We start from the raw sequence: 12622 nt of genomic DNA, 5'->3' as shown, positions 1-12622 counted from the left end.
CGCGTCTCATAGAATAGAGCTGGGTATGGCTTTTACGGAACAATTCGATGTTGTAATCGTCGGCGCGGGCCATGCTGGCTGCGAGGCTGCGATGGCTTCCGCGCGCATGGGCCTGCGGACCGCCATCTTTACGCTGAATCTCGACCTCATCGCCCAGATGTCCTGCAACCCGGCCATCGGTGGAGTTGCCAAGGGGCATATCGTGCGTGAGGTCGACGCTCTCGGTGGGGTGATGGGCGAGGTCGCCGATGCGACCGGCATTCAATTTCGCCTCTTGAATACCTCTCGAGGTCCGGCGGTATGGTCCCCACGCGCGCAGTGCGACAAGCAGCTTTATCGCGTGAAGATGCGTGAGGTGCTCGAGGGCCAGCCGAACTTGTTCATCAAGCAGGCTGAAGTCGTTGATTTCATCATCGAGGGTGCGGCAGGCGACCCGATCGACAAGTCCGCGAGTCAGCGGATCGCAGGGTTGAAGCTTCGTGACGGGCGCACCATCTTCGCGAAAGCAACCATAGTCACGACTGGCACGTTTCTCAACGGCCTCATCCACTGCGGCGAGCAGCAATACACCGCCGGCCGCAGTGGCGAGCCCGCCAGCGTCCTCCTCGGCGAAGCCCTCAAGCGCCTCGGCCTCCGCGAGTGCCGGTTGAAGACCGGAACGCCGCCACGCCTCGATGGACGTACGATTCGCTGGGAGACATTTCAGGAGCAGCCGGGTGACGATGACCCCACGCCGTTCAGCTTTCGCAGCAGTTTTACAAAGACCGGCGTACCCCCGCTGCGGCAGATCAAATGCCACATCGCTCGCACGACAGAAGAAACTCTGCGGCTTATCCGCGAAAATGTCCACCGGTCCCCGATGTACTCCGGCCAGATTGAGGCCATCGGGCCGCGCTATTGCCCTTCTATCGAGGACAAGGTTGTGCGCTTTCCGGAGAAGTCGAGTCATCAGTTCTTTCTCGAGCCTGAGGGTCTCAACACGCATGAGGTCTACATCAATGGAATGAGCACCAGCCTGCCGATGGACGTTCAGGCGGCGATGGTGCGGTCCATCCGGGGCCTTGAAGACGCTGAGATGCTGCGGCCCGGCTATGCCATCGAGTACGATGCGATTGATCCGACGGAGCTCGATCGGACGCTGAAGGTTAAGAAGTTCGAAGGCCTCTACCTCGCCGGTCAGATCAACGGGACCAGCGGCTACGAAGAGGCCGCCTGCCAGGGGTTGATGGCGGGAATCAACGCGGCGCTGGCGGTGAAGGGTGAGCCTGCATTCACGCTCGACCGAACCGAGGCGTATACCGGGATTCTGATCGACGATCTCATCTCGAAGGGGACTGACGAGCCCTATCGCATGTTTACTTCGCGGGCGGAGTTTCGGCTGCACCTCCGTATCGACAACGCCGATCGCAGGTTGACGCCGCATGGTCGTCGCCTCGGTCTGATTGGTGACGCGGACTGGGCGGAGTTTGAGTCGAAACAGACTCGCGCGTCGGCGTTTCAGCGGCTGCTGGAATCGGCGCAGGTGCAGATTGCAGAGCTTCCCGCTCCCCTGGTGGAAAGACTCGACGGCAATACCTCCACTATCTCCGGGCAGACATTTGCCCAGTTGCTGAAGCGGCCCGAGCTCGAAATCTCCGATATGGCCCCCCTCCTGCTCCCGCGCCTCGAAATCGAGGGCCCGATCTTTGCCGAGTGGACTTCGGCGATGCAGGGAGCTGGCCGCTTGCGCGCCTGGGTGCGGAACGAGATGAAGTCCGTCGAGACGGAGATCAAGTACGCCGGGTATCTCGACAAACAGCGACGCTCGATCGAGAAGATGAAGAAGGCGGAAGACCGCCGCATTCCCGAGTGGTTCGACTACAAGGTCGTGAGCGGGCTCTCTCGCGAAATGCAGCAGACGCTCGAGCGGGTGAGGCCAATGACGCTCGGACAGGCGAGCCGGATCGCAGGAGTTACCCCGGCGGCGGTGACGCTGGTAAACATCTTTATCGAGATCCAGGGCAAAGGTCGGCAGGCAATCCAGCGTCAGACTGCCTGATCCGAATCTGCGATGTAACCTCGCGCGTCTTATCAGAGTCAGAGTCAGAGTCGGTGAGGTTGCGATGAGCGATATGGTTTCAACGGGGATCAAGCTGGCAATTGGAGCGCTGATATTGGGCGCGGTTTTCATAGGAGTAAGGCAGATGGCAATTGGACAAGCAACACGCAAGGCGCCGATTCCGGCTCCATTGGTCGATGAGGCGCATACTGCGGCGAAGCAGGAGACGGCGGTCTTCGCCGGAGGATGTTTCTGGGGAGTGCAGTCGGTCTACAACCGTGTGAAGGGCGTGGAACACACGACGGCGGGCTACTCCGGCGGCGATGCCCATACGGCGACCTACGGTCAGGTGACGACTGAGACCACAGGCCACGCCGAATCGCTGAAGATCGTCTACGACTCGTCGAAGATCAGCTATGGCACGCTGCTGCGCATCTTCTTCAGCGTGGTGCATGACCCGACGCAGCTGAATCGGCAGGGGCCGGATGTGGGCACTTCGTATCGCTCGGCTATCTTCTACACCAGCGAAGACCAGAAGAAGGTCGCGGAGGCGTATATCGCGCAGCTCGACTCGGAGAAGATCTACCCGGCGAAGATTGTCACCCAGGTGGTCCCGCTGAAGGGGTTCTACGATGGCGAGGCCTACCACCAGGACTACGCCGACCATAACCCGAACAATCCGTACATCCAGGTCTGCGACGTGCCGAAGATGGCGGCGTTGAAGGTGCAGTTTCCGGACCTTTTCAAGGAATACAACGGGCACTAAATAAATGCCTACTGCTGGGCAGGTGTAGGCGGCGGAATCGTCGCCTGTCCCAGAAGAGTCTGAATATCCGCGACCAGGAGCTTTACCGAATCGGTAAAGGCAAGGTCGCGGTTTTTCTTTCGGAACTTGAAGTCGACCTGTTCGACGAAACCCCACAGATTGATGTGGGTCTTGGCGTCCATGATGCCAACGCGAATTTGAGGTACGACGCCCACCGGATCTACGAAGCGAACGGCGAAGACGACATCCGCATCGTTCGGGTCGGATACGAGGTCGTACCGGCCCCAGGTCTTCATCGCCGAGTAGAACTCGCCATAGGCGCGCTCTGGACCGCCGCTGTAGGCGTCCGGAAAGGCTGTGACATCGCCCAACTCATAGGAGATGAATGCCTTCTTCCCCGCGACTAGAGGTGTGGGAACGGGTGCGTGGACGGAGTTGACTCCTACGTCTGCGGAGCTCTTCTTCGGTGTTCCGATACGGATCTGTGCCTGTGAGGAGAGGGCAACGACGAGAATGAAGCTAGCAGACAATATCTTAGGCGGGCGAAGCATGATGTCTCCAGGGCCAGCAAATGCGGTGCGCTGGCTGGCTTAGAGACGCAGTCCTAGTCGGTGAAGCCGCATCAATCCGGAGCGGCTCCGCCTACTGTGTGATTTCGCCCTCGGGTTCATCCGTCGGGTTATCGATCTCCGCCTGAAAGCCTTCGAGCAGCCTCTCCATGAACGCCTCGGGATCCACCTTGCTGTTCTGCATCTGGTGCGACAGCGCAATATGCCGGGCGAGGTCTGCGAGGACGATGCCCCAGGCGAAGGGGTCGTCCCATGCTCCGCTCTGGATGGAGACATGCTGGCCATGCTCGGCGATCCAGACGCGCATTACCTCGAAGGAGGCCTTATCGCGCTGTGCAGCCGGCGGGATGTCGAGGATCTTTTGCGAGGCCATGGTGTCTCCTGTGGGAAAAGCTCGGCTGGGATTTGTCGATTATGGCATCTGGAGGCCCGGTGGCGCGAACCCACTCATCGCGAAAGGTAGGAGTCCTATGAATAGGAGCGGGTTGTGCGGGTTTTCCGCAGATGGCCTCTATCTCCACAGCAGGCGATCGCGTCGTGACAGATAAACTCAGAGAGTCCCTATGGCTTCCTTCGCGCAAATCTCGGCAAACGACGATCTCCCCGCATCGCTGCAGGCGGAGACGGCGATCCTGGGCGCGATGATGCTCGATTCGGTAGCGATCTCGGACGCGACCGAGAGGTTGCGCGCCGATGACTTCTCACTCGACTCGCATCGCCGCGTCTTCAACGCAATTCTGGAGCTGACGCAGACCGGCCACGGCGTGGACTACATCACCGTCCGCGAGGTGCTATCGCGGCGCAAGGAACTCGACTCGATTGGCGGTCCGGCTTACCTCGCCTTCCTGAGTGAGGGAATTCCGCGTAACTTCAACATCGAGAGCTACGTCCGCATCGTCAAGGACAAGAGCCTACTGCGGCAGTTGATGACCATCTTCCACGACGGAGCGACACGCGCGTCGGACCAGGGCGAAGAGGCGATCAATGTTCTCGGAGACGTCGAGGCGAAGCTTGCCGAAGTCGCTGACAGCGCGATTCAGCGCGGCTTTTCTGGGATTGCGGAGATCGTAGCTTCGAGCTTTGGGTCGATCGACAAGCTCTACGAGCAGGGCCGAGAGATCACCGGCCTGAAGACGCACTATCTGGAGTTCGACCGCATGACCAGCGGGTTGCAGGACTCCGAACTCATCATCATCGCCGCCCGTCCCTCGATGGGCAAGACGGCCTGGGCGATCAACATCGCTCAGAACGCATCCGTACACGACGGCAAGGTGGTGGCTGTCTTCTCACTCGAAATGTCGAAGGAGAGCCTGCTGCGACGCATGCTCGCGAGCGAAGCGCTGGTGAACTCGCGCAAGATCCAGACGGGCTTTTTGCCCAAGGAAGACAAGGGCAAGCTGCTGGCGGCGCTGGAGCGGTTGATGGAGTCGAAGATGTTCATCGATGACACGCCAGGGATCAGCCTTGCCGAGATGCGGGCTAAGGCCAGAAGGCTCAAGCAGCAGGAGGGGCGGCTCGATCTGATCGTGATTGACTACCTCCAGCTGATGACCGGTTCCGTTGGAGCTAATCAGAAGAAGTTCGAGAACCGGACGCAGGAAGTCTCGGCGGTCTCGCGTGGATTGAAGGCGCTGGCAAAAGAGATGAAGGTTCCGGTGGTCGCGCTGTCGCAGCTCTCGCGTGGATCGGAACAACGCACCGGCGACAAGAAGCCGCTATTGAGCGACCTCCGAGAGTCGGGATCGATCGAGCAGGATGCCGACGTGGTCGCCTTCATCCACCGCGAGGAGTACTACGACCGCGAGAATGAAGACCTCAAGGGCAAGGCCGAGATCATCATCGCCAAGCAGCGTAACGGGCCGACCGGCAGCGTGCAGATGGCGTACCTGGCGGACTACACGCGATTTGAAAACCTCGCCGAAGGCGGCGGAGGCGGCGGAGAGTACTAGTCACTCGCGCTAGTCTGGATCGATGACGCACGTAAACGACACGATAGCCGCAACCTCCACACCGCCGGGACGCGGCGGTATCGGGATCGTTCGACTCTCCGGGCCAGAAGCGAAGACGATTGTCGAGGGAATGGTGCGTCTGAGGCGGCCTCTTGCTCCCGGACGAGCGCGGGTTGCCGAGATCTTTGAAGTGGGTGCGGAAAGCATACTTGATGAGGCCGTCGTAACGTGGTTTGCTGCGCCCAACTCCTATACCTCCGAGGATGTTATAGAGATCGCCGCTCATGGCTCCCCTGTACTGTTGCGGACGCTCCTGAAGCAGTGCATTGCGCTCGGCGCGCGCCTGGCTGAGCCGGGCGAGTTTACCGAGCGCGCCTTCCTATCCGGACGCCTTGACCTGACGCAGGCCGAGGCCGTGCAGGGGCTGATCGACGCAACCACTCTGCAACAGGCAAGAACAGCCGCCCAGCAGATGGGTGGCGCACTCTCGCGGCAGATCTCACCGGTGAAGCGGGACTTGATCCAATTGATTGCGGCGCTCGAAGCAGGAATCGACTTCGCCGAGGACGATCTCGATCTGATGGACGACCTGGAGATCGCACGACAGCTAAAGGCAATCGCGACTCCTCTGGCCGCGCTCGAGAAAAGCTTTGCGTATGGCAAAGTGCTTCGGGATGGCTTCCGGCTTGCGGTTGTCGGCAGACCGAACGCCGGCAAGTCATCTCTTTTCAATCGTCTGGTCGGTCACCAGCGCGCCATCGTGACCGCGCAGGCTGGAACTACGAGAGATACGGTTTCGGAGCGCGTGGATATCGGCGGAATCCCAGTCGAGTTGGTCGACACTGCGGGCCTTCGCAAAGAGCTGGCGGAAGGCGGCATGCTCGATGAGGCGGAGGCAATCGGGGTTGCGCGCTCGCGGGAGGCAATGGCCGACGCAGATGTCCTTCTCCTGGTCGTAGCGGCTGATGGAATGGATGGCGGCATGCTCCACAGCGACGATCAGGCGGTGATGGCCGGTGCCGCGGGCCGAAGACTGATCGTCGCGCTAAACAAGATCGACCTGGTAGGAGATCAAAGAACTCCGATGAGCCTCGAAGCAAAGTTCATCGCCACCTCGGCTCTGAACGACACCGGGGTTGAAGATCTGAGGGGGGCAATTCTGGAGGGGCTGAGAGCATCTTCAGGAACGACGGACAGCATCACGGTGACCAGCGCGCGGCAGCAGGATGCGATTGCGGAGGCCTTAAAGGCGGTTCGGTCGGCTCAGGAGGGATTTGACGGTAGTATGCCTCACGAGATGCTTCTACTGGACTTACATGAAGCTCTCGGAGCGCTCGATAGACTCACCGGAGCCACGCACACAGAGGACATTCTTGGCGTAATCTTCGGGAGTTTCTGCATCGGTAAATAGCCGAGACCAAGGTTCGCTCGGCGTTCGCAGGAGTTGCGAGCGCTCATCAAAATCAGTCCGCTTCCGATCAGAGGAACTCTCGCTAGTGCAATTCCTTGTCGTAGATAGCGGCGGTACAGCGTATTCGAATAAAGGACGACTCGACGCGTTTCGTTAGTCGATGAAATAGCCGATGCCTTGAAGAGTTTCGTCGCTAAGTTCAACACCGAGCAGCCGAGCCTTGGCCTTGGCGCAAGCATCGCTTAGAAAGCGCCACACGACAGCATCGGGAAGATCGGTTCCGTTCTTCAATAGCTGGCGAAGGCTGCTGCTGTCGGTCGGGAACGTATAGTCGCCGAGGATGCCACAGGCTGGACGAAGGGTGAGGGAGAGCGAAAGTGCTCCGGGAATTCCAGGCGTCTGAATTGAGGGCTGAGTTACAAGATTGAATCGCATGCGGAATCGTGACACCCGGATTTGGTGGTCGCAATGACCCATGCGAGGCTTTTCGCGATACAAGTTGGTCATGCCTGCTCCCGGGGTAGAGGCCGGCTATGACCCGAAACCTTTTGTCTTGTACCCCCTCCGGGGAAGAGAGCATGATTCTCACTACGAAAGCGGCCTCGACCGTGTGCCTCTCCACGGCATCCTAGAGAGTGGTGTAAAGTTCGGGGCAGGTCTCAGGAGAGAAGATGAAGTCTCATTTGCTACGTCGTTGCGTCACTACATTTGCAAGATCGATGGCGGTCGCGAGCGCGCTTTCAATCGCTAGCCTGATGGTTGCCCAGAATCCGGCTGTCGAGGTGAGCGTGGACGCCAAGGCGCCTGCCACACCGTTTCCCCACTTCTGGGAGCAGACCTTCGGATCGGGACGTGCCATTCTCTCTTTGCGTGATGAGTATCGACAGGATATCGACGCCGTCCACGAAGCCACGGGATTTCAATCCATACGGTTCCACGGCATCTTCAACGACGAAGTCGGCCTCTACGATCCAGCGCGGAAGTACACCAATCCCGGGCAGGCGACCCAGGCAGTCGCGACGGACGGCATCTACAACTTCTCCTATGTCGATCAGATCTACGATGGCCTCCTCGAGCACCATGTCCGGCCATTTGTCGAACTGAGCTTTATGCCGAAGGGCCTTGCCGCCGATCCGAACGATTTCCACATCTTCTGGTACCACCCCAACGTCTCGCCTCCTGCGGACTACGCGAAGTGGGACGACATGATGTCCGCCTTCGCGCGGCACCTGATCGCCCGCTACGGAATCGAAGAAGTCTCTACCTGGAGCTTCGAGGTATGGAATGAGCCGAACCTGGACTTCTGGGACGGCAAGCCGAAGCAGGCAACCTATTGGGAGCTCTATGACCACACCGCGAAGGCGCTGAAGGCGGTCAACGCAAGGATTCGCGTAGGCGGACCTTCGACAGCGCAGGCCGCGTGGGTGAGTGAGTTCCTTCAGCATTGCCACGACAACAACATCCCCGTGGACTTCGCATCGACCCATGTCTACGGCAATGACGACAATGTGAACGTCTTGCATACCGATGCGAAGATCCCGCGTGACAAGATGGTTCCGCTCGCGGTGGCCAAGGTTCATAAGGAGATCCTGGCTTCGCCGTATCCCCAGATGCCGCTCTACTTCTCTGAGTACAACGCCAGCTATGCGAATGAGCCGAACGTGACCGACAGCTACTTCATCGGGCCGTGGCTGGCAACGACGATCTCGCAAGTCGATGGTCAGGTCCAGGCGATGAGCTACTGGGACTTCGCGGACGTATTTGAAGAGCAGGGCGTGACCCGCACGCCGTTTTACGGGGGCTTCGGTCTGATTGCCGAGGACCGCATCCAGAAGCCGGCGTTTCATGCCTTCGCGATGCTGCACAAGCTCGGAGATCAACGAATCGCTGTTGCAAACGACTCTATCCTTGCGACGAAGACGAAGGAGGGTGGTCTAGCCTTGGCGCTGTGGAACTACCTGCCTCCTATCGGCGAGGGTGACAAGTACACGCCAGAGCCCTCGGTAGTTGGGGAGAACAAGACCTTTGAGGTCGAGATGAAGGGGCTGCCCTCCGGATCGAAGGTGGAGTTGTGGCGCGTGGACGGGACTCACGGCAATGCGATTCCTGCTTTCGACGCAATGGGAAGACCACAGACGCCAACCCGGGAGCAGCTTGCAGAACTCCGCAAGGCGGGCGCAGCCAGTCCTCCGGAGAGTCTGAAGCTGAAGAACGGCAAGGTCACAGTCTCTGTGCCTGCGCGAGGCTTGGTGGTACTGGTCGCCGGACCAGCGCTCTGACCTCGCGGGGTGTGGGGGCGATCTTCCACACCCTGTCTTTCGATTCATCCCCCGTACACAGTGTCTTCACTGCGTGTTGATGAAGTCGGCTTGCTGAATACCTATCGTTTTAGGTATGAGAAAAATTGGGTTTCTACGCGCTGGCAGTTATGTGCTTGCCGCGCTTCTAACAATTATGGGAGTGTCAGCAAGAGCGCAGTTTGACAATGGCAGTCTTGTGGGCACGATCCATGATGCAACCGGCGCGGTGATCCCCGGAGCTGCCGTCACTGTAACCAACGATGCGACCGGAATTGTAGCGAAGACGACGAGCAATGGCTCGGGCGACTACGAGCTTCCATCGCTGCGCGTGGGAACCTACACCATCGCCGCCTCCGCTTCGGGATACGCGGACGCGATTGCCAAAGATATCGCCATCTCGGTTGGCGGCCGCCAGCGCATCGACCTCTCGCTTAGCGTCGGCGCGACCGCGACGACCGTCGAGGTAAGCGGCACCGCTCTACAGCTTGAGACCGAGAGCAGCGAACGTGGCCAGGAGATCTCTGGCTACCAGAGCGCTGCCCTGCCTCTCGTGACCCGCAACTACGCCGATCTCCTCGGCCTGGTCACCGGCGTCCGCCAGGCACCCACCGCCGCGACTACTAGCTCGATCAACAGCCTCACCCGCGCCGGCGCGTACAACGTAAACGGCCAACGCAGTATGTTCAATAACTTCCTGCTCGACGGCATGGACAACAACGCCTACGGCGAGAGCAATCAGGGCTTCGACAACCAGATCATCGCCGTTCCGCCAGACTCCGTCGCCCAGTTCCAGGTGGTCACAAATAACGAGAGCGCCCAGTTTGGCCGCAGCTCCGGCGCGACCGTCAACGTCGCTACCGCCAGCGGATCAAACCGTATCCACGCCACCGCCTACGAGTTCATCCGCAACACCGACCTGAACGCTACCGGCTACTTCAAGCCGACGCTCGGCAACGTGGCCTTCAAAAAGCCCACCTTCAATCGCAACCAGTTCGGTGGCAACTTCGGCGGCCCCATCATCAAGGACAAGCTCTTCTACTTCGTCGACTACGAAGGATTTCGCCAGACACTGAAGCCCCTCAGCGTGCTTACACTGCCCACGCAGAACGAGATCAACGGCATCCTCGTCGTCCCGGTCAAGAACGCCACCACCGGCGCTACCTATGCGGCCGGCACGCCGATCCCGACGGCGGCGATCAACCCTCTCTCCGCCCAGGTGCTTACATACTTCAAGCAGATTGAGAGCGTTCTGCCAGTCTCTGGTTCCGCGACTACCGGTCTGGCCTCCAACGACTACTCCGTGCAGGTGCCCTTCACCGACAAGTCCGACAAGGGCGACCTTCGCCTCGACTTCCAGCAGAACCCCACCACCTCCTGGTTCCTCCGCGTCAGCGACCGCAAGGAGACCGGCGTCAACTTCCCGGCGATCGTCGCACCGCTTGATGGCCAGACCAACGGAACGATTCGTGTGCTCGACCAACAGGTTGCTGCCGGATTCACCAAGCTGATCGGCGCAAACCAGGTCATTGAGGGCCGCCTCGGCCTCTCCCGCACCAAGGCCGGCAAGTACTCGCTCTCGATCGGCAACAACGCTCTCAACATCCCCGGCCTTCCCACCAACCCCATCGTCGCTGGCGGCTTGCCTACGACCAGCGTCTCCGGCGGCTTCACCGGCTTTGGCCGCCAGAGCACCAATCCGCAGTGGCAGGACCCCGCCCTGCTCGACCCCAAAGTCAACTACACCTTCATCAAAGGCAAGCATTCGCTCAAGTTCGGCTACGAGTACGAGCACGTCTGGATGGCCGTCAACGACAATAACCCCCTCTACGGGGCTTTCAGCTACGGCGGCGCCTACAGCGCCGTCGGCACGGCGGTCGCCGATTCCTACTGGGCTGACTTCCTTTTTGGAACCACCAACTCCTACCAGCTGGCAAACTACTTCGTAGCCCACGTCCGCCAGACGATGCACAGCGCCTACATACAGGACGACTGGAAGCCCACTCCTAAGCTGACTTTGAATCTTGGCGTCCGTTGGGAGTACGGCTCGCCTTACTCTGAGCAGAACAACTACATCTCCAACTTCGACCCCACCACCCAGACCGTGCTGACGACCACTCCCGGCGCGACAGCGGGCAACGGCATCACGCCTTTCTCGGGCGGAGGTGTCTACGGCAAAACTCTCGTCAATCCTGACCTGAGCGACTTCGCTCCCCGCGTCGGATTCGCCTACGCTCTCACACCCAGGACGGCCCTGCGCGGCGGCTTCGGCACCAGCTACATCCACTACACCCGCGCCGGCTCGGGTGATATCCTCGCTATCAACGCTCCCCAGGCGCAGTTCGCCGCAGTCACACAGATTACCCCGACGACGACCAACCAGTGCGGCACCGTCCCGGCGCAGATTATCGCGGTCGGCTCCACGACCGAAAGCTGCTACGTGACTGCCGACAAGGGCTTCCCTTCGGCCCTCACCTCGACCTTCAACTCAGCCACCGACAACATCACCTGGGTGCCCAAGGACACCCGCGACAGCTACGTCGAAAACTACTTCCTTAGCGTGCAGGAGCAGCTCTTCAAGAACTCCGTCCTCGATATCGCTTACGTCGGCAACCACGGCCTGAAGCTTCAGGGCTTCGTCAACGGCAACCAGAAAAACCCGTCTAATGGATTCGCCCGGCCTTTTGCTAACTGGCCCAGCGACATCACCTTAGCGAGCAACGAGTTCTACTCCAACTACAACGCGCTTCAGGTCCGCTACGAGCAGCGTATGGCCGCCGGCCTCACCTTGCTGAACTCTTTCAGCTGGGAGCACGCTCTTGATAACGCCAGCGCCTCGCTCGAAGGCAACACGCCTTCGCTCCAGGACGCCAACAACCCCCGGGCCGACTACGGCCAGTCAGACTACAACCTGCCCATCGCCAACGTCACCAGCCTCGTCTATGAGCTTCCCGTCGGTCACGGTCGCCGCTTTCTCGCCAACAGCAACGGCGTCGTCGACAGCCTCCTTGGCGGCTGGCAGTTGAGCGGGATCAACACCATGCAGGCCGGAACTCCCTTCAACCTCACCTACACTCCCAAGAGCGGAAACGCGGGCAATCAAGTCTCGCAGCAGATCACGGCGAGCTATCGCGGCGCGAACCTCTATCGTCCTAATCGCGTCCCCGGCCAGCCGATCACGGAGCATGTGAAGATCGCGGGCACCGGCTACATTCAGTACGTGAACCTGGCCGCGTTTGCACTGCCGGCGACCGCTGTCGGCGGTGTCACTCAAAGCCCCTTCGGCAACGCCGGTCGCAATCCCGGTCGCACCCCGGCCTTCTATCAGACCGACCTCTCCCTCAACAAGAAATTCTCGACGCCGATCGAGAGCCTGAAGGTCGAGTTCCGGACCGAGGCCTACAACATCTTCAATCACACCAACCTCTATCTGCCCGGTGGTGCCCTGAGCGGAACCCTCGGCGGAGCGCCGACCAGCGGCGGTGTGGTCAACAGCACCTTTGAGCCACGCATCTTCCAGTTCGGCCTGAAGGTTCTTTACTAGGTCGAAGCAAGCCGCTATACCCCTTGGCCCCGTGTCTCGATCACAGAG

9 protein-coding genes are annotated in these 12622 nt (G+C 60.0%); 6 read left to right on the top strand and 3 right to left on the bottom strand.

The annotated features are described in order from the left end of the window. Positions 1-25: 25 nt before the first annotated feature. Together mnmG and msrA are read left to right on the top strand one after the other, a co-directional pair. A complete protein-coding gene (gene mnmG / locus HDF16_RS09160; protein WP_184215720.1) occupies positions 26-2038 on the top strand; it encodes a tRNA uridine-5-carboxymethylaminomethyl(34) synthesis enzyme MnmG in 2013 nt (670 codons plus the stop codon). 145 nt (positions 2039-2183) lie between these two features. Next, the gene (msrA, locus tag HDF16_RS09155; RefSeq protein ID WP_246408913.1) at positions 2184-2804 is read left to right on the top strand and encodes a peptide-methionine (S)-S-oxide reductase MsrA; all 621 of its coding nucleotides are present in this window, start codon (positions 2184-2186) and stop codon (positions 2802-2804) included. An 8-nt stretch (positions 2805-2812) separates the two neighbouring features. Here the strand turns inward: msrA and HDF16_RS09150 are convergent, their stop codons facing one another. Both HDF16_RS09150 and HDF16_RS09145 read right to left on the bottom strand, forming a co-directional pair. Further along, positions 2813-3355 (bottom strand): hypothetical protein, encoded by a 543-nt coding sequence (locus HDF16_RS09150; protein WP_184215718.1) that lies wholly within the window; start codon positions 3353-3355, stop codon positions 2813-2815. A gap of 91 nt (positions 3356-3446) precedes the next feature. Continuing rightward, positions 3447-3746 carry a DUF5076 domain-containing protein gene (locus HDF16_RS09145; protein ID WP_184215716.1) on the bottom strand — a complete coding sequence of 100 codons (300 nt, stop codon included), beginning with the start codon at positions 3744-3746 and terminating at the stop codon, positions 3447-3449. Positions 3747-3936: 190 nt separating this feature from the next. Here HDF16_RS09145 and dnaB point away from each other — a divergent pair, with 190 nt between their 5' ends. Together dnaB and mnmE are read left to right on the top strand one after the other, a co-directional pair. Further along, positions 3937-5322: a replicative DNA helicase gene (gene dnaB / locus HDF16_RS09140; protein WP_184215714.1), complete on the top strand. Its 1386-nt coding sequence runs from the start codon at positions 3937-3939 to the stop codon at positions 5320-5322. Positions 5323-5344: 22 nt separating this feature from the next. After that, positions 5345-6733 carry a tRNA uridine-5-carboxymethylaminomethyl(34) synthesis GTPase MnmE gene (mnmE, locus tag HDF16_RS09135; protein ID WP_184215712.1) on the top strand — a complete coding sequence of 463 codons (1389 nt, stop codon included), beginning with the start codon at positions 5345-5347 and terminating at the stop codon, positions 6731-6733. 153 nt (positions 6734-6886) lie between these two features. Here the strand turns inward: mnmE and HDF16_RS09130 are convergent, their stop codons facing one another. Further along, positions 6887-7168 carry a hypothetical protein gene (locus HDF16_RS09130; protein WP_184215710.1) on the bottom strand — a complete coding sequence of 94 codons (282 nt, stop codon included), beginning with the start codon at positions 7166-7168 and terminating at the stop codon, positions 6887-6889. A 236-nt stretch (positions 7169-7404) separates the two neighbouring features. Between HDF16_RS09130 and HDF16_RS09125 the strand changes: the two genes are divergently transcribed. Together HDF16_RS09125 and HDF16_RS09120 are read left to right on the top strand one after the other, a co-directional pair. Further along, positions 7405-9012, top strand: a complete 1608-nt coding sequence (locus HDF16_RS09125) for a GH39 family glycosyl hydrolase (RefSeq protein WP_246408911.1) — start codon at positions 7405-7407, stop codon at positions 9010-9012. Positions 9013-9229: 217 nt separating this feature from the next. Then, the gene (locus tag HDF16_RS09120; RefSeq protein ID WP_348641280.1) at positions 9230-12574 is read left to right on the top strand and encodes a TonB-dependent receptor; all 3345 of its coding nucleotides are present in this window, start codon (positions 9230-9232) and stop codon (positions 12572-12574) included. Positions 12575-12622: the final 48 nt, after the last annotated feature.

It is taken from the genome of Granulicella aggregans, assembly GCF_014203275.1.
GTDB lineage: Bacteria > Acidobacteriota > Terriglobia > Terriglobales > Acidobacteriaceae > Edaphobacter.
This window is presented reverse-complemented; position numbering and strand designations above follow the sequence as displayed.

Bases quoted from the DNA above. Each gene is read 5' to 3' on its own strand.
- mnmG (WP_184215720.1), top strand. From the start codon at position 26: ATGGCTTTTACGGAACAATTCGATGTTGTAATCGTCGGCGCGGGCCAT.
- msrA (WP_246408913.1), top strand. From the start codon at position 2,184: ATGGCAATTGGACAAGCAACACGCAAGGCGCCGATTCCGGCTCCATTG.
- HDF16_RS09150 (WP_184215718.1), bottom strand. From the start codon at position 3,355: ATGCTTCGCCCGCCTAAGATATTGTCTGCTAGCTTCATTCTCGTCGTT.
- HDF16_RS09145 (WP_184215716.1), bottom strand. From the start codon at position 3,746: ATGGCCTCGCAAAAGATCCTCGACATCCCGCCGGCTGCACAGCGCGAT.
- dnaB (WP_184215714.1), top strand. From the start codon at position 3,937: ATGGCTTCCTTCGCGCAAATCTCGGCAAACGACGATCTCCCCGCATCG.
- mnmE (WP_184215712.1), top strand. From the start codon at position 5,345: ATGACGCACGTAAACGACACGATAGCCGCAACCTCCACACCGCCGGGA.
- HDF16_RS09130 (WP_184215710.1), bottom strand. From the start codon at position 7,168: ATGCGATTCAATCTTGTAACTCAGCCCTCAATTCAGACGCCTGGAATT.
- HDF16_RS09125 (WP_246408911.1), top strand. From the start codon at position 7,405: ATGAAGTCTCATTTGCTACGTCGTTGCGTCACTACATTTGCAAGATCG.